This window comes from Pannonibacter phragmitetus, from assembly GCF_050510895.1.
Lineage (GTDB): Bacteria > Pseudomonadota > Alphaproteobacteria > Rhizobiales > Stappiaceae > Pannonibacter > Pannonibacter phragmitetus_B.
On the sequence record NZ_JBNINT010000001.1, the window covers coordinates 1,006,489 to 1,026,286 of the forward strand.

Annotated in this window: 15 protein-coding genes, 1 other RNA gene and 3 pseudogenes; 14 read left to right on the forward strand and 5 right to left on the reverse strand. The window is 61.0% G+C overall.

From position 1 onward, the window contains the following. Positions 1–92: 92 nt before the first annotated feature. Positions 93–356: a hypothetical protein gene (locus tag ACQB61_RS04685; protein ID WP_430511690.1), complete on the reverse strand. Its 264-nt coding sequence runs from the start codon at positions 354–356 to the stop codon at positions 93–95. 3 nt (positions 357–359) lie between these two features. Between ACQB61_RS04685 and ACQB61_RS04690 the strand changes: the two genes are divergently transcribed. The 4 genes and pseudogenes from ACQB61_RS04690 (at position 360) to ACQB61_RS04705 (ending at position 7,443) form a co-directional block, all read left to right on the forward strand. After that, a complete protein-coding gene (locus tag ACQB61_RS04690) occupies positions 360–1,703 on the forward strand; it encodes a chloride channel protein (RefSeq protein ID WP_430511691.1) in 1,344 nt (447 codons plus the stop codon). Beyond that, the gene (locus ACQB61_RS04695) at positions 1,625–1,843 is read left to right on the forward strand and encodes a hypothetical protein (RefSeq protein ID WP_430511692.1); all 219 of its coding nucleotides are present in this window, start codon (positions 1,625–1,627) and stop codon (positions 1,841–1,843) included. The genes ACQB61_RS04690 and ACQB61_RS04695 overlap by 79 nt, the downstream gene beginning before the upstream one ends. Positions 1,844–2,059: 216 nt before the next feature. Continuing rightward, positions 2,060–3,456, forward strand: a pseudogene (locus ACQB61_RS04700) (FAD-binding oxidoreductase). Positions 3,457–3,483: 27 nt separating this feature from the next. Continuing rightward, positions 3,484–7,443 (forward strand): AsmA family protein, encoded by a 3,960-nt coding sequence (locus ACQB61_RS04705; RefSeq protein WP_430511693.1) that lies wholly within the window; start codon positions 3,484–3,486, stop codon positions 7,441–7,443. 231 nt (positions 7,444–7,674) lie between these two features. Here the strand turns inward: ACQB61_RS04705 and ACQB61_RS04710 are convergent, their stop codons facing one another. From ACQB61_RS04710 to ssrA, 4 genes are all read right to left on the reverse strand, one after another. Beyond that, complete coding sequence (locus ACQB61_RS04710; RefSeq protein WP_430511694.1) at positions 7,675–7,806, reverse strand: ribbon-helix-helix domain-containing protein; 132 nt, start codon at positions 7,804–7,806, stop codon at positions 7,675–7,677. Further along, the gene (locus tag ACQB61_RS04715) at positions 7,803–8,027 is read right to left on the reverse strand and encodes a DUF4169 family protein (RefSeq protein WP_430511695.1); all 225 of its coding nucleotides are present in this window, start codon (positions 8,025–8,027) and stop codon (positions 7,803–7,805) included. The genes ACQB61_RS04710 and ACQB61_RS04715 overlap by 4 nt, the downstream gene beginning before the upstream one ends. Positions 8,028–8,103: 76 nt before the next feature. After that, positions 8,104–8,712, reverse strand: a complete 609-nt coding sequence (locus ACQB61_RS04720; protein ID WP_430511696.1) for an SspB family protein — start codon at positions 8,710–8,712, stop codon at positions 8,104–8,106. Positions 8,713–8,990: 278 nt separating this feature from the next. After that, positions 8,991–9,347, reverse strand: a transfer-messenger RNA (tmRNA) gene (gene ssrA / locus ACQB61_RS04725). A gap of 123 nt (positions 9,348–9,470) precedes the next feature. Between ssrA and ACQB61_RS04730 the strand changes: the two genes are divergently transcribed. The 10 genes and pseudogenes from ACQB61_RS04730 to ACQB61_RS04775 all read left to right on the forward strand — a co-directional run bounded on the left by ACQB61_RS04730 (position 9,471) and on the right by ACQB61_RS04775 (position 19,798). Then, a complete protein-coding gene (locus ACQB61_RS04730; RefSeq protein ID WP_430511697.1) occupies positions 9,471–10,265 on the forward strand; it encodes a thymidylate synthase in 795 nt (264 codons plus the stop codon). Between the two features lie 49 nt (positions 10,266–10,314). Next, positions 10,315–11,325 (forward strand): glycerophosphodiester phosphodiesterase, encoded by a 1,011-nt coding sequence (gene glpQ / locus ACQB61_RS04735; RefSeq protein ID WP_430511698.1) that lies wholly within the window; start codon positions 10,315–10,317, stop codon positions 11,323–11,325. A gap of 4 nt (positions 11,326–11,329) precedes the next feature. Next, positions 11,330–11,866: a dihydrofolate reductase gene (locus ACQB61_RS04740; RefSeq protein WP_430511699.1), complete on the forward strand. Its 537-nt coding sequence runs from the start codon at positions 11,330–11,332 to the stop codon at positions 11,864–11,866. Beyond that, complete coding sequence (locus ACQB61_RS04745; RefSeq protein ID WP_430511700.1) at positions 11,863–12,354, forward strand: GNAT family N-acetyltransferase; 492 nt, start codon at positions 11,863–11,865, stop codon at positions 12,352–12,354. Before ACQB61_RS04740 ends, ACQB61_RS04745 begins: the two co-directional genes overlap by 4 nt. A 200-nt stretch (positions 12,355–12,554) precedes the next feature. Further along, positions 12,555–13,752 (forward strand): annotated as a pseudogene (hflK, locus tag ACQB61_RS04750) (FtsH protease activity modulator HflK). Further along, the gene (hflC, locus tag ACQB61_RS04755; protein ID WP_430511701.1) at positions 13,752–14,669 is read left to right on the forward strand and encodes a protease modulator HflC; all 918 of its coding nucleotides are present in this window, start codon (positions 13,752–13,754) and stop codon (positions 14,667–14,669) included. Before hflK ends, hflC begins: the two are co-directional and overlap by 1 nt. Next, positions 14,666–14,851: a DUF2065 domain-containing protein gene (locus tag ACQB61_RS04760; protein ID WP_430511702.1), complete on the forward strand. Its 186-nt coding sequence runs from the start codon at positions 14,666–14,668 to the stop codon at positions 14,849–14,851. The genes hflC and ACQB61_RS04760 overlap by 4 nt, the downstream gene beginning before the upstream one ends. Before the next feature lie 135 nt (positions 14,852–14,986). After that, positions 14,987–16,496, forward strand: a pseudogene (locus tag ACQB61_RS04765) (DegQ family serine endoprotease). 78 nt (positions 16,497–16,574) lie between these two features. Next, complete coding sequence (locus ACQB61_RS04770) at positions 16,575–16,874, forward strand: hypothetical protein (RefSeq protein WP_430511703.1); 300 nt, start codon at positions 16,575–16,577, stop codon at positions 16,872–16,874. Positions 16,875–16,930: 56 nt separating this feature from the next. Continuing rightward, a complete protein-coding gene (locus ACQB61_RS04775; protein WP_430511704.1) occupies positions 16,931–19,798 on the forward strand; it encodes a putative bifunctional diguanylate cyclase/phosphodiesterase in 2,868 nt (955 codons plus the stop codon).

Sequence of the window (19,798 nt, forward strand, 5' to 3'; positions counted from 1 at the left end):
TCCAGTCCTGTCCATAACAGTTGGTCTGCCATGTCTTCCCTTGATCTTCCTGATAATTCTCAGGCAACTGCTTTGCCTGAGGGTGAAGGTAATCAGGAGCGGTTTTTTCTGTTCCTGTTCTGTGCCTTATCTCCGTCGCCATTGGCATCGTTGCCGCAACTGGTGCCGTAGTCTTCCGTTATCTTATCTCCTTCATCCATAATCTGTTCTACTACGGCACATTCTCCGGCGTTTATGATGCCAATCAGTTTGGTGACCCCAGCCCCTTTGGTGCGTTTGTCATCCTGATCCCTGTCATTGGTGGTCTTGTTGTTGTCTTTCTGGTCAAGACATTCGCGCCGGAAGCCAAGGGACACGGTGTGCCCGAGGTGATGTTTGCGATCTACCACAAGGACGGAAACGTCCGTGGCATCGTGGCGGTGGTGAAGTCTCTTGCTTCGGCCATTTCGATCGGAACTGGCGCATCCGTTGGCCGCGAGGGACCGATCATCCAGATCGGTGCGTCTTTCGGTTCCACGATTGCCCGGGCATTTCGGGTTGTGCGCTGGCAGAAGATTACGCTTCTTTCGGCCGGTGCGGGCGCAGGCATTGCCGCCACATTCAACACACCACTGGGCGGTGTGCTTTTTGCGGTCGAGATGCTGCTGCCTGAAGTCAGCAACCGCACTTTCCTGCCTGTTGTCGTCGCCACCGCAACGGCCACCTACGCCGGGCGCATCGCCTTCGGGCTGGATCCGGCTTTCATCGTGCCTCTGGCGCGGCAGGAGATGCTGACACCTGCGGACCCGCTCCAGCTTCTGGCCTACGCGGGCCTTGGCATTCTGGCAGGTTGTGCGTCCTGGGCTTTCATCCGCACCCTTGCCTGGTGTGAGGATCTGTTCCCGAAGCTGCCGGGCAATGACTACGTTCAGAACATTATCGGCATGCTGTTCATCGGCGTCCTGGCCTATGCGCTGTTCCTGACGACGGGACAGCTTCATACCGCTGGTGTGGGCTATGCGACCATTCAGGACATTCTGAATGCAACGCCCTACACGATGGCTCTCCTGGCGGTCCTGTTCATCGCCAAGATCATCGCCACCTCGGTCAGTCTCGGGGCAGGGGCGTCGGGTGGTGTCTTCTCACCGTCGCTCTTTATTGGCGCGACGCTGGGCGGTCTTGTCGGTACGGCCTGCAACTACATGTTCCCCGGCCATGGCTTCACGGCGGTCGAGTTTGCCCTCGTTGGCATGGGGGCCCTCGTTGGCGGTGCGACGGGCGCGTCCATGACGGCGATCGTGATGATCTTCGAAATGACACGCGACTATAACGTCATCGTGCCGCTGGTTCTGGCCGTGGCTATCGCGGTGGGCATCCGCCGGGCGCTCATTCAGGACAATATCTACACCATCAAACTGCGCCATCGCGGCCGGGCCATTCCGACCAACCGGCACACGAACATGTATCTCGTGCGTCCGGTGCATGAGGTGATGGCGCGCAATTTCATCATTCTGCCGGTGGATACACCGGTCCAGGATGCGCTGGAGGCGCTTCATGCCCGCAACGGCGCGCATATCATCGTCTCGGAAGAGGGGCGGATTGCCGGTGTCGTGCGCGTTGGCACCTTCCCTATCAGGCGGACCGGATGGCAGGGCAGACGCTGCGCAATCTTCTGTCGAGCGACTTCGTCGTCGCGCCCGAAGACAACATCCTCAATTCGGTGATCTCCCGGATGAATGCGCGCAAGCGCAGCTATGCACTGATTGTTGCAGGCGACGGGCGCATTCCCCGCCCGGATGATGTGGTCGGTGTGGTCGATGCGCCGGAGATCGCAGAGGCGGTGATTGCCAACCACTATGGTTGAACTGCCGCAAGCGTGTTGAATGATCAGGGCCGTACAGAATCAGCTGTGCGGCCCCTTTCCGTCTGCCGGGGCCGGGAGGGCGGCAACAGATCCGGGACTTGCCCACAAGACAGCTTTGGGTAGCGGGGCATCTTTGATAGTGTGCGCCAGCACAAGAGGGCCGGAAAACAAGGTTCTCACGACAGGATGAGGAGATGCGCCATGTCGCTGGCGGCCATGCAGGTTCAGGTAAAACGCAATGAGGACGGCATTGCCGCGGTGAAAGCGGCGCTTTCTTCCCGTTTCGGTGAGCGGTGCCTCACTTCCGCAGCCGTTTGTGAGCAGCACGGCCACACCACCACATGGCTCCCGAATCAGGCACCCGACGTTGTTGTGTTTGCGCAGACGACAGAAGAGGTGGCGGAAGCTGTCCGCCTCTGCGCCCAGCACAAGGTCCCTGTCATCCCCTTTGGCACCGGTTCTTCTCTGGAAGGCCATGTCAACGCACCCGGCGGCGGCGTCTCCATTGATCTCAGCCGCATGAACAGCATTCTGGAAGTGAACAGCGAAGACCTTGACTGCGTGGTGCAGGCGGGCGTGACGCGGACGCAGCTCAACGCTTATATCCGTGACACAGGCCTGTTCTTCCCGATTGATCCGGGCGCCGATGCCAGCATTGGCGGCATGACGGCAACCCGTGCTTCGGGCACGAATGCGGTGCGTTATGGCACCATGAAGGATGTGGTGCTGGGCCTGACCGTGGTGACGGCGGATGGCCGCATCATTCACACGGGCGGCCGGGCACGCAAATCTTCCGCGGGCTATGATCTGACCCGGCTTTTCGTTGGCTCGGAAGGCACGCTGGGCGTGATCACCGAAATCACCTTGCGGCTCTTCGGTCAGCCGGAAGCCATTTCCGGCGGTGTCTGCCCCTTCCCGGATGTGGAATCGGCCTGCAACGCGGTGATCATGACCATCCAGTCTGGCATTCCGGTGGCACGGATTGAGCTTCTGGACAAGATGCAGGTGCGGGCCTGCAACGCCTATTCCAAGCTGGACCTTGAAGAGACGCCGACGCTGTTCCTCGAATTCCACGGCACGGCTTCGGGCGTGAAGGAGCAGGCGGAGCTGTTTGAAGCCATTGCGGCTGATTGCGGCGGCGGCACATTCCGCTGGTCTGCGCAGGCGGAGGAGCGGACAAAGCTCTGGACCGCCCGCCACAACGCCTATTTCGCAGCGCAGGGGCTGCGCCCAGGCTCCAAGGCCGTCTCTACGGATGTGTGCGTGCCCATCTCCCGCCTTGCCGAATGCGTGGCCGAAACTGTGGCTGATATCGAGCGGCGCGGGTTGCTGGCTCCCATCGTCGGCCATGTCGGTGATGGCAACTTCCACACGCTGGTGCTGGTGGATGTCAACAACCCGAAGGAAATGGCTGAGAGCGAGGCATTCATCGAGCAGATGAACTGGCGCGCAATCGAGATGGGCGGCACCTGTACCGGCGAGCACGGCGTGGGGCAGGGCAAGATGAAATATCTGAAAAAGAGCACGGGGAGGCGCTGGATGTGATGCGTACCCTTAAAATTGCCCTTGATCCGGATAACATCATGAATCCGGGCAAGATCGTGCTCGTGTAACGGAAGGCTGCCTCGAGCGACAGGAGAATGACGCTGAATTCGGTCTATATCACGGCGGGTGTGGCCATCATCCTGGCGCTGCTGGCGGCGCTGGTCGGGCCTCTGTTTGTTGACTGGACAGCGTACCGTTCGACCTTCGAGCGCTATGCAGGCGAGGCGCTGGGCCACAAGGTGACGGTGCTGGGCAAGGCCGACATGAGTCTTTTGCCCGCTCCGGCTCTGACCTTTACGGATGTGCGTGTGGGGGATGCGGAAAATCCGCTGCTTTCCGTCTCCCGTTTCCAGATGCGCGTCGAACTGCCGTCTCTGCTGAAAGGCGAGATCCGCGTTGTGGAAATGCGGCTTGACCGGCCGCAGGTGAATCTAGCGCTCGACGAGGATGGCCGCCTCGACTGGCTGATGGAGCGCAGTGACTCTGGCCTTGCGCGGGTCGATCCCAAAAACGTTGCCTTCGACCAGATCGAGGTGAACAACGGCAGCGTGACGCTGTCCGATGCACGCGACGGCAGCTCGCGCAAGATTGAGAATGTGAACGTGGTGGTGAGCGCCCGCTCGCTCGACGGGCCGTTCAAGGTGGATGGCAGCCTCTCCAGCGATGGCGAGCCCATGTCCCTGCGTCTTGCCACCGGCGAACGCCAGCCCGGCGGTGGCATCCGCGTCAAGGCAGACCTGACCCCAGCACTGACACCTGCTCAGGTGAGTGTTGATGCGCTGTTGAGCGACAAGGCCGGTGCGCCGGAGCTTGAGGGCCGTTTCACGCTCGCCTCCGTGCCTTCCGATGATCCGGCCGATCAGGAGTGGCGGGTGCAGGGAGACCTGAAGGCCGGGCCGGCGGCGATCACTGCACCATCTTTTGAGCTTCGCTATGGGTCTGAAGAACGGCATGTCACGCTGACGGGCGAGGGAAATCTGGATCTGGCCGGTTCGCGCCGGTTCCTCGTCAAGGCAGGTGCGCGGCAACTGGATCTGGACCGGATGCTGGGGCAGGGCCCGCAGCAGCCAGTGACCATCCGCTCGGCAGGGCAGAGCCTTCTGTCCACTCTTGCAGCTCTTGCCCCCAACACACTGAAGGGCGAGGTGTCTCTTGATCTTCCTGCCATTGTGGCAGGCGGCGAGATCATTCAGGGGACAAGGCTGGACCTTGAAACGGCTACGGGCGGCTGGAAAGTGCTGCGGCTTGCAAGCCGCCTGCCGGGCCGCACGCAGGTAACTTCCCAAGGGGACCTCTCCCTGCAAGGCGAGCCATTCTACAGCGGAACGCTTGTACTTAATTCTGCGCAGCCGGGCGTGCTGATGGGCTGGCTTCAGGGACACAACGGGCTGGTTTTTACCGGCCTGCCGGTCGCACTTGAAGGCAAGCTGGATGCAGGCCGAAGCGGGATGAGCTTTGCCGTGTCGCGCCTTGATATCGATGGCGCGAAGGCGTCCGGCTCTATTGCCTATACCCATGAGCACAATGGCAAACCGGTGTTCGCGCTCGGCCTTGAGGCGGAGAAACTGGATCTGGATCTTGTATCCGGTCTGGCTCCGGCATTGGGTACCGATGCGCTTGGCGGTATGCTTGCCGGCGCTGAGATTGACGTGAAGCTCCACGCCCGCGAGGTGTCGATCCGGGGCATCAAGGGCAAAGCGCTGACGGTGGAAGCCGGATATGACGGCGAGCAGCTGAATATCTCGAAGCTTTCCGCCAACGATTTGGCCGGTGCACGTATCGACGCTATCGGCACAATCCGCGATCTTGCGACCGTTCCCTCTGGCTCTCTCAACGCAACACTGGAGGCAAGTTCACTCGCGGGGCTTTATGCCCTGATCGAGAATGTGGCGCCGGACAGCGAGTTGACCCGGCGGCTGCAGATCGGCGGCGACTATTTGGTGCCGGCCAAGCTGGACGGGCGTATCGAGGCCAAGCCGTCCGGTGAGAATGGCAGTGAAATGCGGCTGGTGCTGTCAGGCGAGGTCAACGGCAACAAGATTGGCATTGATGGCCGCTTTGCTGGGCGGATCGATACCTGGCGCGAGGGAGATGCTGCCCTGACGCTGAACATGTCCGGGCCGGAAGGCGCACTTCTGCTGCGCCAGCTCGGCTTTGACGTTGCGTCGGAAGAAGGACTTGGCGCGGCAGAAATGGCAATGAAGCTGAATGGGCAGCCGGGTGACAGCCTTGCCCTAAGCCTCGATGCGAAGACGGGATCAAGCCGTCTGGAAGCCGTAGGTGACGTGGAGCTTCCGCGCGATGGCCTGCCGCTGCGCTACACCGCCGGGGTGACGCTGAAGTCGCAGGACCTTGCTCCTGCTGTCCTGATGACCGGTCAGGTTCTGCCTGCACTGGCAGGGGATTTGACGGCTGACATGCGCTTTGATCTCCTCGGGGAGGGCGGAAAGCTCACCTTGAGTGATATCAAGGGGACTATGGCCGGTGTCACCGTGGCCGGACGGCTGACAGGGGATCTGACGCCTGGCGAAGAAAACGGCCTCTACCGGATCTCCGGCGCACTGGACCTGTCGGCCCTCGACGCCCGCCTGTTGTCAGAAGTCATGCTCGGCGCGGATCAATGGGCGCTTGCCGAAGGCAATGGCGTCTGGCCGGGGCAGGCGCTTGGTGCTCCCTTTGCCGGGCACATGGATTTGGGGCTTGACCTGAAGGCGGGGAAACTGTGGTTGGATGACCTTACGGCCATCGAGACCGTCTCCGCGAAGCTGCGGCTTGTGCCGGACAGCTTGCGCCTGGAAGGTCTTGAGGCCCGCTATGGTGGCGGCAGCTTGAGCGGACAGGTGGCACTGACCCGCAATGCCGGCGAGGCAGGTCTCTCCGGAACGCTGCAACTGACCGGTGCGCAGGCTGAAAATCTGGTCTGGCAGCGCTCTGGCCGGGCCGTAGCCACCGGCACGCTGGATGTGAATGCGCAGTTCGAGACGGGTGGCCGGTCCATCGCAGCCATGGCCGCGGGGCTCAGCGGCGGTGGTACCGTGGCTCTTAAGGACGGTGAACTGCGGGCGCTGAACCCCGAAGCCTTCGGCCTCATCATCCGCGCCGCCGATTCCGGTCTGCAGCTGGAAGAAGACAAGATCCGCAGCCTGTTTGCCAGCCAGCTGGATGCTGGCACGCTGCCTTTCACTTCCATCGAGGGCTCTTTGTCGATCGCAGCTGGCCGGGTTAGCCTGCGCAATCTCAGTGCTGAGGGGACAGCGGCAGCGCTGCTTGGCTCCGGCCAGATCAATCTGAATGATTGGACGGTGCAGGCGGACCTCTCGCTGAAGGCCGATGCAGGCGAAGACGCAGTCGCAGGAGCCGAACCGCAGGCAGGGGTCATCTTCTCCGGCCCTCTGGGTAATCCGGAACGGCGGATCGACACTGGCCCGTTGATGGCCTTCCTCACTCTGCGCGCCTTCGAGAAGGAAGTGGAGCGGGTGGAGCGTCTCCAGGCCGATATTCTCGACCGTGACCGTCTGGCCCGCGAGATGAAGTACTTCCGCGAGGCGGAGGAGCAGCATAAGGCAGCCGAAAAAGCCGCTGCGGAGAAGGCGGCCGCGGAGAAGGCGGCTGCTGAAAAAGCCGCAGCCGGGAATGCGCCAGTCCGTGAGCCGGAACCTGCACCGGTACCTGACACAGCTCCTGCACCCGATCAGCGTGGAAGTGCTCAGACTTCAGGGCCATCCAGGAGTGAGAGTGCCCAAACAGGGGCGCGGTCTGCGAATGGGGATGCGATCGGAGATCTGCTCACCTTCGAGGAAAAGATTCAGTCCGCCATTGGAAACGCCGGGGGCAATGGTGCGGGAGCCAGCGATCCGGAGGCGACCGGAAGCGTAGCACCTTTGCCGCCGCTGGAACCGGCGAAGGAAATTCCCTCAGCGCCGCGTGTGCAGGGGCAACGCTCTGATGCTGGTGCAGGCAAGCCTGCCGCGCGCGCTCAGGCCAGACCGGCACAGCCGGTGCAGGTCACCATGCCGAGCGGCGTCGTGGTCACCTATCCGGCACCTGCCAACTGATACCTCTGGGCAAGAGCGGCGCATCTCGAGAGACCTCAACCGTTTCGTCATGCCATGACGGAGGAATGGCGGAGGGTTGGAGCCGTTCGCCAGCAAGGACGGTTCCTGTATTTGAGGTGAATTCGACGGGTGGAATCCGTCACCCGTTTTCCGGCACAGCCTTGAGTGTCCGCAGTACGAAGACTCTTGCCGCAGAAGACAGCGGCTGATCAGGAGCGCGTTCGGCGTCGATCATGCCGATGAGCGCGGCAAGGAAAGAGACCGGTCTTCGGCGATCCGGTCCAGTTCTGTCCAGAAATCTGGTTCAAGTGCGAGACTGGTGCGATGGCCCTTTAGGCTGAGCGAGCGCTTGAGGAAAGTCACGCCTGATGGTCCTGGTCCGGACCCTCGTCATCATCAGATGCCCTGCGCTCCAGCTGATGGGCATCCAGCATCTGCTGCGCCTTGCTGTCGAGCGCGTCCTTGAGCTTGCGTTCCGCCTTGGTGCGGCCGTGCAGGCGGCGGTTGGTTTCGGCCTCGCTCTCCCGCGCCTTCCGGTCACGGGCCTTTCGCGCCTGCCGCAGGTTGATGATATCGGCGCTCATGCTCAGCCTCGCCAAAGTGCCCTACCCCAACAGGGCAGCCCGGCCCTTGAGGCCTGGCGCCCGGTATGACAGCAGCTTACGGCTTCTTGCGGAAGGCATCCAGTGAGACGACTTCTCCGCCTTCAGCCGGCTTCTCGTCCTTGGAACCCTCGTCCGCTGCATCTGCCTTGGCGGCCTTTTCAGCCTTTTCGGCTTTGCTGGCACTTGCTGCCGTCTTGCGGGTGGCCGGCTTGACGTTCTTGTCCTCGAGGGACTTGGCAGCGGCGGCTTCCAGATTGGCGAGCTCGCCAACAGCTTCCACAAGATCGTCCGGAATGGGTTCTGCGGTTTTGCCCGGCTCGAACTCCAGCGCAAACTGGACAGACGGATCGAAGAAGCCCTTGATGGCACTGAACGGGATCAGCAGCTTCTCAGGGATGCCGCCAAAGGACAGGCCAACTTCAAAGGCATGTTCGCCGATGGCCAGATCCCAGAACTGGTGCTGGAGAACGATGGTCATCTCGGTCGGATACCGCTCCTTCAGGCGCGAGGAAATCCGCACGCCGGGGGCGTTGGTGTCGAATGCGATGTAGAAATGATGCTCGCCGGGAAGGCCCGTCCGGGCAACTTCGGCAAGGATCTTCTTCACCGCCGCCCGCAGGGCGTCCTGCACGATGATGTCATAACGGAGCAGGTCTTCTGCCATTCTTTATTATCCGCCGGAATCAAATCAATTTTGGGCACCTTGACCCTTTGCCGGTCAAAAGAAAAGCCCCCAGCGTCACATATTGCCTTGTTGAAAGGCCTGTAATCCCGGCTTTTCGCTGACCTGTCCTCCACACCCGCTTCCGCTCCGGATGCCGGAAAGGGCGCATGCGGGAAATAATGGGCATGCGGCTACGCCGTGGCAAGAGCATGACGCATGGGCAATGCCTTGGCCGTGCTGAAAAACGGCGGAAATCTATGGATTGCTTAGGGAGATTAAGTGGAGGCTTCTGTTGCCAGGTGCCTCCGAACCCCGCCTGACAGTGCTACCCGTCAGGGCTTTAGGTGGACAACCCGCACCGCATTACGCGGCGAGAGCGACGTCCTGAGCATAGTTGTCATTTGCAACTACAGATTTGGTCCGATATCGGTGGTACCATGCCGAGCGAAAGAGCAGTCTTTACACCCTCGTCGATCCTATTTCGCCCCCGCCGAAACCCACCGCTCGGGTGGGCTTGGGTGGAGGCGCCGGGTACCGCCCCCGGGTCCGATAGGCTTATTACACAGTCAATTTATCGCCATAGCCGGTGAACCGGCAGGTGGAATATAGGCATTTCCCCTCCGGATTGAAAGAGGGCAGGGCGCCTGTGGATGGCTGGTCTTGCCGGGGCCTTTCTGGCGTAATGAATCCTTGCGCCTCAGACCGGGGCGGGCCAGAACAGGCACAGACGCGCAACTGGACAGCGGGCGGGCATTCACGTGCAGCAATATCACGATCTGATGCAGCGCATTCTGGATGAAGGCATCGACCGGGGCGACCGGACGGGCACCGGAACGCGCTCGGTCTTCGGCCACCAGATGCGTTTCAATCTGGAGGAGGGCTTCCCGGTCGTCACGACGAAGAAGCTGCATCTCAAATCGATCATCCACGAGCTTCTGTGGTTCCTCGCCGGTGACACCAACATCAGCTATCTGAAAGCCAATGGCGTCAGCATCTGGGACGAGTGGGCTGATGAGAACGGCGATTTGGGCCCTGTCTATGGGGCGCAGTGGCGCTCCTGGCCAGCACCCGATGGCCGGACCATCGACCAGATTGCCAATGTGCTGGCAATGATCCGCAAGAATCCTGAATCGCGCCGCCTGATCGTCTCCGCCTGGAACCCGGCGCTGGTGGACGAAATGGCGCTGCCGCCGTGCCACACCATGTTCCAGTTCTATGTGGCGGAAGGGCGTCTGTCCTGCCAGCTTTACCAGCGTTCGGCGGATGTGTTCCTGGGCGTACCCTTCAACATCGCCTCCTATGCGCTGCTGACCATGATGGTGGCGCAGGTGTGTGGGCTGAAGCCGGGCGATTTCGTCCATACGCTGGGGGATGCGCATCTCTATGCCAATCATTTCGATCAGGCGCGCGAGCAGCTGCGCCGTGAGCTGCGCCCTCTGCCGGTGATGACGCTCAACCCGGACGTGACCGATCTTTTCGCCTTCAGCTATGAGGATTTCCAGCTGTCGGGCTATGATCCGCATCCGGCAATCAAGGCGCCGATTGCCGTCTGACCGGATGGCGGTTCGCCCACGTTCTGCCTGACACATAAAAGGAGACGCCATGCGCCGTCCTTACCAGTTTCTGCCTGCCACTCTGCTCGGCCTCGTCCTGATGGCGGGCTCTGCAATGGCAGAACCCCTTGTTATCGCCCATCGCGGTGCCTCCGGCTATCTGCCGGAACACACGCTGGCTGCCAAGGCACTGGCTGTGGGCATGGGGGCGGATTACATCGAGCAGGATGTGGTGCTGACGAAGGATGGTGTTCCCATCATTCTGCATGACATCACGCTGGATGCGACCACGGATGTGGCGGACGTGTTTCCGGGCCGGGCGCGGGCGGACGGTCTGCATTACGCCATCGACTTCACCTTAGAGGAAATCCGCCGGCTTCAGGTGATGGAGCGGGTGAACCGCAAAAGGGAGCCTGCGTTTCCAGGCCGCTTTCCCCGGGTGAAAACGGGACTGACCGTGCCAACTCTGGAAGAGGAAATAGTCTTCCTAAAGGGGCTTTCGCAGACGAGCGGCCGGACGTTTGGCTATTACCCGGAACTGAAGTCTCCTGCCTTCCACCGGGACGAGGGGCAGGATTTGGCCAAGGCGGTGATTGCTGTGCTTGAGGCTCATGACCTCGCCGGAGCTGATGCCAAGGTCTATCTCCAGTCCTTTGATTTCAACGAGATCCGCCGCGTCCGGCAGGAACTGGGCTACAAGGGCAAGCTGGTGCAGCTGTTGGGGGAAAACAGCTGGAACATGGCGCCAGGCACGAACTACGACTGGCTGAAGACGCCGGAAGGGCTGGCTGCCATTGCAGAAGTTGCGAATGGGCTGGGGCCGTCGCTGACGCAGGTTCTGACGGATGAAAACAAGGACGGCGTGGCCGAAGTGACGCCGCTGGTGCGCGATGCCAAGGCCTTTGGCCTTGCCGTTCACCCCTATACGCTGCGCGCCGACCGCCTGCCGTCCTTTGCGCCCAGCTATGACGAGCTGGTGCGCCTGACAGTGCTCGAAGCCGGGGCGGATGGCTTTTTCACCGATCAGCCGGATCTCGGCCTGAAGGCGTTGGGGCGGTGAAACCATGATCAGCGCAGGCGGAAAAATGCTGGAAACGGTGATTGTCTCGGCGGTGGCGGCTAACGGGGTGATTGGTGCGGACAATGCCATGCCCTGGAGGCTGCCGTCTGATCTGAAGCATTTCAAGGCGCTGACGCTGGGCAAGCCGGTGGTGATGGGCCGCAAGACCTTTGAGAGCCTCGGCAAGCCGTTGCCGGGCCGTCCGCATGTGGTGATCTCCCGGCAGGCGATTGATCTGCCGGAAGGAGTGCATCTGGTGGACAGCCTCGACGCTGCGCTGGAACTTGCCGGCAAATTGGCGGCAGAAAGCGGTGCGGCAGAAGTTATGATCATCGGAGGCGGTCAGATCTATGCACAGGCCATGGCCCATGCGGACCGGCTGGAGCTGACCCGCGTTCATGCTTCTCCCGAAGGGGATACCGTGTTTCCTGCGGTCGATCGCGATGTCTGGCAGCTTGCGGCAGAGCAGGCTGGAGAGCGCAGTGAAAAGGACAGCGCGGATGTGACCTTCCAAACATACCGCCGGAGGACCGCAGTATGACCATGATGGTGCGGGAGTTGCCCGACGGCTGGTCCTGCCGCTGGTTCTGTTTCGATGAACTTCCTCTTGCGGTGCTCTATGAGGTCCTGAGGCTGCGCGTTGACGTGTTCGTCGTGGAGCAAAACTGCCCCTATCCGGAAATCGACGGCCGCGATCCCGAGGCGCTTCACTATCTTTTGACGGATGCTGAGGGGCGTCTTGCCGCCTATCTGCGTGCCTTTGCGCCTTCTGCGGAAGAGCCCTTCGTGCGCCTGGGCCGTATTGTTGTCGCGCCGCACGCGCGCGGGCTTCGGCTGGGGGATCACCTTATGACGGCAGGACTCGCCTGGGCGGCGTCAGAACATCGGCATGTGCCGGTTGAGCTTTCTGCACAGGCCCACCTCCAGCGCTTCTATGGCAGCCATGGTTTTGAGCCGGCCGGAGAAATCTATCTGGAGGATGGAATTCCGCACGTGGATATGCGTCGCCCTGCCGCGGCCACAGCGTAACCTTAGGCGTCGCAAAGCCTTGAAAATCCGGGTCTTGGCACCCATGTCCCGGGTGATAAACCTGAATCCGGCTGAGTTGGGGAGGCTCCGGAGGCTGCGCGTTGTCAGCGGCCGCTAACCTTCCTATAACCCACAGCAGGTCAGATACAGCAAGTTCAACCAGGGGACAGTCAAATCTGCCCCCGAAAAAGGATGTCTTGATGCCTTGGAGCAACCAGAGCGGTGGCGGTGGCGGCTGGAAGGGGGCGGCGGAAACGGCGGTCCCTGGGGCGGCGGCGGTGGCGGCAATAATGGCGGACCGTGGGGTTCCGGCCCCAATCGCAATGGTGGCGGAAATCCCCTGATCTCGAGGATCTGCTGCGCCGGACGCAGGACCGTATGAAGACGGTTCTGCCGGGTGGCGGCGGCAACTTCGGCGTCAAGGGCATCCTGCTGGCTGGCGTCGTGCTGGTGGGCGGCTGGATGCTGACCGGCTTCTACAGCGTGGCGCCGGATCAGGTGGGCGTGGAACTGGTGCTGGGTGAGGTTACCGGCCAGACCCAGCCGGGCCTGAACTACAACTGGCCCTATCCGATCGGTGAAGTGTACAAGCCGGAAGTCCTGCGCCTTCAGGAAATGACGGTGGGCATGCAGGAGCGTGTCTCTGGCGGTACCGTGCGCTCCGTCGATGTGCCTGAAGAAAGCCTGATGCTCACGGGCGACGAAAACATCGTTGATGCGGACTTCAAGGTTCAGTGGCGCATCAAGACCACGACCGAGGGCGTGGCCAATTATCTGTTCAACATTCAGGATCCGGAAGGCACGGTGAAGGCCGTGGCCGAGAGCGCCATGCGTGAAGTCGTTGGCGGCTCGGACATCGATGCGATCCTGACGGAGAACCGCGCACCGATTCAGGTTGCCGTGCAGAACCTGATGCAGACGACGCTCGACCAGTATCAGGCGGGTATCGATATCGTCAGCGTGCAGATGCAGAAGGTTGATCCGCCGCAGCAGGTGATTGATGCCTTCCGCGACGTGCAGGCCGCCCGTGCTGACCAGGAGCGTATCCAGAACGAGGCACAGACCTATGCCAACCGCATTGTGCCCGAAGCACGCGGTGAATCGGCCCGTGTCATCGAAGCTGCAAACGCCTATCGCGATCAGGTGATTGCAGAGGCGACCGGTCAGGCGCAGCGCTTCACCAAGATCTATGAAGAGTACCGCAAGGCCCCGGACGTGACCCGCGAACGTCTCTATCTGGAAACGATGGAGCGGGTGCTTGGCAGCAATGCCAAGATCGTCATCGACCAGAAGGCTGGTGAGGGCATGGTGCCTTACTTGCCGCTTAATGATCTCTTGGGCCGGGGAACCAGCCAGCCGCAGCAGCCGGCAGTGCGTAACGGCGGGGGACAGCAGTAATGAAGAACGGTGTTCTCGGTTTTCTCGGGGTCATTGTCGCCCTGGCGCTGACGGCTCTGTACCTGTCAATCTACATCGTCAACCCGGCGCAGCAGGCGCTTGTGCTGCAGTTCGGCAAGGTGATCTCTGCCACCCAGCAGCCCGGTCTGCACTTCAAGATCCCGCTGGTCCAGAACGTGGTCTATATCGACCGCCGCATTCTGGACTTCAACATGCCGCCGCTGGAAGCCATTGCCTCGGACAAGAAGCGTCTGGTGGTGGATGCCTTCGCCCGTTACCGGATCTCCGATCCGGTGAAGTTCTATCAGCGCGTCAACAACATCAATGCCGCCAACCAGCGCCTTTCGACGCTGCTTCAGGGCGCGCTGCGTGACGAGCTGGGCCGTTCGACCTTTACGGCCGTGGTGCGTGACAACCGCTCCCAGATCATGACGCAGATCCGCACCCTGGTAACGACTGCGACTGCCGATCTTGGGCTTGAAGTCGTGGATGTGAAGATCCGCCGTGCAGACCTGCCGGAAGCCAACAGTCAGGCCGTGTTCTCGCGCATGCAGACCGAGCGTGAGCGTGAAGCGACCGAAATCCGCGCCCAGGGTGAAGAGCAGGGCCGCCGTATCCGGTCGCGTGCTGACCGTGATGCAACGGTTCTGATCGCAGAGGCCCGCCGTGATGCGGAAATTCTGCGTGGTGACGGTGATGCAGAACGCGGACGCATCTTCGCCGAAGCTTTCAGCCAGGATCCGTCCTTCTTTGCCTTCTACCGTTCCATGCAAGCCTATGAAGCGGGACTTAAGGCGGGGCAGACAAGTCTTGTCCTTTCGCCCGACTCCAGCTTCTTCCGGTACTTCAATGATCCGGCCGGAGTTCCGGCAGCTGCGGCGGTGCCAGCTGCAGGTGCTGCACCTGCGGGGCAATGAGCGATCTGGTAACAGCCATTGCCCTGGCGTTGGCGCTGGAGGGAACCCTCTACGCGCTGGCGCCAGGGCGCATGAAAGCGATGCTGCGCAGCATGCTTGATCTGGATGACAGCGTGTTGCGCGGAGTTGGCCTTGCCGCATTGGCTGCCGGTGTATTTGTCATCTGGCTGGTTCGCGGTTGAAGGGCTGTCCACCTCTCGGAAATGTCATGGCGCCAGTCCGATTGCTGTCGAACTGGCGCCATGTTTGCTTATATCGTTAGAGTGATTTCATGATCCGGGCATTTGCCCGCCCGATGGTATGGAGGAAAGCGGCCGATGGCCCGTATTTTCAAAGCTCAACATTTCTCTCGCGGAGCCCGCATGGCAGCCGCAGCGATGCTGACGGCCTTTGTTGTTGTGTCGCCCGCGCATGTTGCTCTCGCACAGGGGCCAGCCTCCGTTGCCGATCTGGCGGAAGGCCTTGCCGATGCTGTGGTGAACATCTCCACCGAGCAGACCGTGCAGGCCCGGCGCTCAATCCCAATCCCGAAATTGCCGGAAGGCTCTCCTTCCAGGAGTTCTTTGACGAATTCTTCAACCGCCAGAATAACGATGAAGGCGGAGAGGGAGGCGAGGGCGGCGGTTCGCCGCGCCGCGTCCAGTCGCTCGGGTCCGGTTTCGTCATTGATGGCGCCGAGGGCATCATCATCACGAACAATCACGTGATTGAGGATGCGGACGAAATCACGGCCAACTTCAATGATGGCTCCAAGCTGAAAGCTGAAGTCATCGGAGTGGATGAAAAGACCGACCTGGCTGTTCTCAAGGTGACGCCCGCCAAGCCGCTGAAGGCGGTCGAGTTTGGCGACAGCGAGGTGATCCGCGTTGGCGACTGGGTGATGGCCATCGGCAATCCCTTCGGCCTTGGCGGTACCGTAACGGTTGGCATTGTTTCTGCCCGCAAGCGCGATATCAATGCCGGTCCCTATGACAACTTCATCCAGACGGACGCGGCCATTAACCGGGGCAATTCGGGTGGCCCGCTGTTCGACATGAATGGCAAGGTCATCGGCATCAACACGGCCATCATCTCCCCGTCGGGCGGCTCGATTGGTATCGGCTTTGCCATTCCCTCGAACACGGCCACTGCCGTGATTGCGCAGCTGCGTGAGTTCGGCGAGACCCGTCGCGGCTGGCTTGGCGTGCGCATTCAGGAAGTGACGGACGAGATCGCGGAGAGCCTGGGCATGGAAAAGGCCATGGGCGCGCTGGTTGCTGGTGTGTCTGATGATGGTCCGGCTGCCGCAGCCAAGATCCAGCCTGGCGATGTGGTCGTCGAGTTCGACGGGAAGCCCGTTCCGGCGATGCGTGACCTGCCGCGCATGGTGGCCGACACGGCCATCGGCAAAGAAGTGGACATTGTAGTGCTGCGCAAGGGCGAGCGTGTGACCCTGAAGGTGACGCTCGGCCGCCTGGAGGAGGCGGATGCTTCGGGTGCAGCTGAGGACGACAAGAAGCCGGCGGAGGAAGAGCAGAAGACCAGCGAAGTGCTGGGCATGAAGCTGGCTACCCTCGATGACGCTCTGCGGGAGAAGTATCAGATCAATGCCGAAGTTCAGGGAGTTGTGGTGACGGAGGTCGTCGCCGGTAGTTCCGCTGAGGAAAAGCGCATTCAGGCCGGTGACACCATCAAGGAAGTTGCCCAGGAACCGGTCAAGACGCCCGAGGAAGTCGCCACTCAGGTCGAGAAGCTGAAAAAGATGGCCGGAAGTCGGCGCTTTTGCTGCTGGCCAACCCGAATGGGGAGCTGCGCTTCATTCCGGTGAGGATTGACGAACAGAAGTAGATTCAAGCTCCTGGTATCTTTGCCGGCAAGGGGTGCGGACCTGTTCCGCACCCCTTGTTTTTGTTGCGCAACCGATGAGTGTCGCCGCCCTGCGGGATTGTCATTATTGACGCTGCGTTATTTTGTGTTTTCCGTATGTCTTTTACCAAACGTATAGCAATTTATACGAGTGTTCCCTTTGTCGAGGGTTGGCTTTACCGGCTGCGCCAGACTGGATTGGCGCTGGTGATGTTTGGAGTGGCATTGTCTGAGGCAGGAAATCCAGTTGGGGTGGGTTTTGGATGCGCTTTTGGTTTTCAATACCTGTCCTCCTGCGGTTTCAGCGCCTGCGTATTGCTGTCGCTGGTTTTGGCGGTGTCCTTGTTCTCCTCATCCTAAGCCTTGGTTTGGTCAGCATCCGTCAGATGCAGGCGGTCTCCGGCGGGATGAACCTGATGAGCCAGGCAACTGGCCCGCTCTACGTGGATGCCCTTCGTGCAACGGCCAGCGTCCAGCAGATTGCCGGCCTTTCGCGGACCTTGATTGATGAGTGTTTTTTCCGCACGGGCGGAGACCCCGCACTTGCGGCCTTCAATCTGCGCTCAGTCGATTATTCAGAGTTTGATGCGCTTGAAGTGTCGATCCGCCAGCGGAATCTCGAGTCTCTTGGACAGGACGCAATCCGGGCGCGCGATGATTTCAAGAAGATCCAGGGAGAGGTCCTCGCTGTCTGCGATCAGCATATTCTGAACTCTCGAGAGCTCAGGCGGGTTGAGGAGCGTATCCACTTCAGTTTCAAGCGCATGAACGCAACGCTGGACAGGCTGCTGGAGCAGATCGACGGTGCTGTCGCGCTTGATGAGCGCAGCATGCGCGAGATGATCGGCAAAGCTGGTGGGCTTGAGGCTGCGCGTGCGCAACTCGGTTCCGCCATGGTGGAGAATTGGCCAGTCATCCGCCTTGCTTATGACTTGCGCAAGGAAGTGGAGCGTTTCGACGACAGCCTGCTGGGGGATTGGTACGCGGCAGGCACGCGCAATCTTGGTGAGGCGCTTCAGAACCAGAATCTTGCGGCTCAGAGGATCGGAGCAGTCTCCCGTCAACTGATGCCATGGCTGGAGGCACAGTCTTCTCTTCCCCGGACGCGCCCGTTGCGTGATGCCCTTCACGCTGTCTCAAATGAGATGAATGCTGGCGGTCCGCTTGAGGCAGTGTTGCAGCAGGCCATGACGATCGACCGGGCCCGCACTGATGTCATGCGCCTGCTGCGCCTTTCTGAGTACCGGTTGACGAAGGCTGTGCAACGGCTCGCCGTTTGGGCAAGGGAGCAGAACGAGGAAACTTCGGCAATGATCAGCCGGCGTATTGAAGCCGGGATGTTCACCATTCTTGCCGTGGCTGCCTTTGCCTGTTTTGCCTGTATCGGCGCCGTGTTTGCCTTTGGTGTTGCGGTGGCAAGGCCGGTGGAACGCCTGACGAGCCACGCCAGGGCCCTCAAGGAATCGGGAAATGCCATTCATCCTGTTCCGGAGGATCTCATCCGGCGCCCGGATGAGATCGGAGAGTTGGGGGCCGCATTTGATGGGCTGATCCAGTCTCTGGAGGCCGCGCGGCAGGATCTTCTGGCTTCCTCGCGCCAAGAGGTAAAACAGCAGTTTGACCGGCTGTCTTCTGCGGTGGAGAGCATTCCGCAAGGAATCCTGATGTGCGGGCCGGATGACAGGGTGATCCTCGCCAATGGCAACTTCCGTGCTCTGTTTGATCTGCCGGAAGAGGCGGTCCTGCCGGGCACAGAGCGTGCCGGGGTCGTTGCGGCTTGCATTGGGCAGGGGGCACAGGTGATTGCCGATGAAGGCCCGCAGGATCAGAGGCTTGCTGCCGGGCTGCAGGTGACTCGCAAACGTATCGTACAGGTGCGGGACGAACGCACTATCGTGGTGACTATCGCCAGGACGGAAGAAGGCGGATCAGTTGCCGTCTATGAAGATGTGACGGAGCGCCAGCGGCAGGAGCAGCGGATTGCGCACCTTGCCCTTCATGACGCCTTGACCGGCCTTGCCAATCGTATCCTTTTCCGGGAAAAGGCCGAGGAATATGTCGCCCGAAGCCTTGCGACGGGCCAGCCGACGGCCCTGCTTTATCTCGATCTGGATCAGTTCAAGACGGTCAACGATACGCTTGGCCATCCTGTTGGAGACAAGCTGCTTGTTGAAGTTGCTGCGCGGTTGCGGCAGGCGATTGGCGAAGAAGACCTGATCGCGCGGCTGGGCGGTGACGAGTTCGCCATCGTGCTACATGGCCGCCGCAGCCCCGCGCAGGCTGCGGAGATCGCGGATCGGATCATCGACGCCATTGGCCAGCCGTTTGATATCGGCGGGCAGTGCATCTTCGTCGGGGTTTCCATCGGCATTGCCATTTCCCCGCAGGATGGAGAAGACGCGGACACGCTTCTCATGCATGCGGACATGGCGCTGTACCGCGCCAAGCAGGACGGGCGCAACATTCACCGCTTCTTCGAGGTGGCAATGGATGCGCAGATCCAGCAGCGCAGGGAACTTGAGCTGGACTTGCGCTCGGCTCTGGCGGCTGGGCAGTTCCAGCTGCATTATCAACCGCTCTATGGTCTCAGCCATGGTCAGGTGGCGTGTTTCGAAGCCCTGATCCGCTGGACGCATCCTGAGCGCGGCAACATTCCTCCTGGTGAGTTCATTCCCGTTGCAGAGGAAACCGGGCTGATCAGCACAATCGGCGCCTGGGTCTTGAAACAGGCCTGCCGTGAAGCTTCCAGCTGGCCGTCAGACGTGCGGGTGGCCGTCAACATATCTCCGGTCCAGTTCCGCACGCGTACGCTGGTTCTGGATGTTCTGGCCGCTCTTGGCACATCAGGCCTTCCGGCGAGCCGTCTGGAGATCGAGATTACGGAAGGCGTGCTGCTGCAGGATACGGAAGCCACGCTCACGATCCTCGAAGAACTGCGAAGCCTTGGGGTGCGCATTGTCATGGATGACTTTGGCACCGGCTATTCAAGTCTGAGCTACCTTCAGAAGTTCCGCTTTGACAAGGTGAAGATAGACAAGGCCTTTGTGCAAGACATTCATGAGGGCGAGGACAAGCGGGCGGTGGTGCGTGCCGTGACCAGCCTTTGCGCCAGTCTCGGGATTGAAACCACTGCAGAAGGCGTTGAAACGGCCGCACAGCTCGACGCCTTGCGCCGGGAAGGCTGTTCGCAGGCACAGGGCTTCTTCATTGGACGTCCCATGCCAGCGGCTGATGTTCAGCAACTTCTCGATACGAGCGGCATGCCGGTGCGTATCCCTGCCTGA

Bases quoted from the DNA above. Each gene is read 5' to 3' on its own strand.
- ACQB61_RS04695 (WP_430511692.1), top strand. From the start codon at position 1,625: ATGGCAGGGCAGACGCTGCGCAATCTTCTGTCGAGCGACTTCGTCGTC.
- ACQB61_RS04705 (WP_430511693.1), top strand. From the start codon at position 3,484: ATGACGCTGAATTCGGTCTATATCACGGCGGGTGTGGCCATCATCCTG.
- ACQB61_RS04715 (WP_430511695.1), bottom strand. From the start codon at position 8,027: ATGAGCGCCGATATCATCAACCTGCGGCAGGCGCGAAAGGCCCGTGAC.
- ACQB61_RS04720 (WP_430511696.1), bottom strand. From the start codon at position 8,712: ATGGCAGAAGACCTGCTCCGTTATGACATCATCGTGCAGGACGCCCTG.
- glpQ (WP_430511698.1), top strand. From the start codon at position 10,315: ATGCGCCGTCCTTACCAGTTTCTGCCTGCCACTCTGCTCGGCCTCGTC.
- ACQB61_RS04740 (WP_430511699.1), top strand. From the start codon at position 11,330: ATGATCAGCGCAGGCGGAAAAATGCTGGAAACGGTGATTGTCTCGGCG.
- ACQB61_RS04745 (WP_430511700.1), top strand. From the start codon at position 11,863: ATGACCATGATGGTGCGGGAGTTGCCCGACGGCTGGTCCTGCCGCTGG.
- hflC (WP_430511701.1), top strand. From the start codon at position 13,752: ATGAAGAACGGTGTTCTCGGTTTTCTCGGGGTCATTGTCGCCCTGGCG.
- ACQB61_RS04760 (WP_430511702.1), top strand. From the start codon at position 14,666: ATGAGCGATCTGGTAACAGCCATTGCCCTGGCGTTGGCGCTGGAGGGA.
- ACQB61_RS04775 (WP_430511704.1), top strand. From the start codon at position 16,931: ATGAGCCAGGCAACTGGCCCGCTCTACGTGGATGCCCTTCGTGCAACG.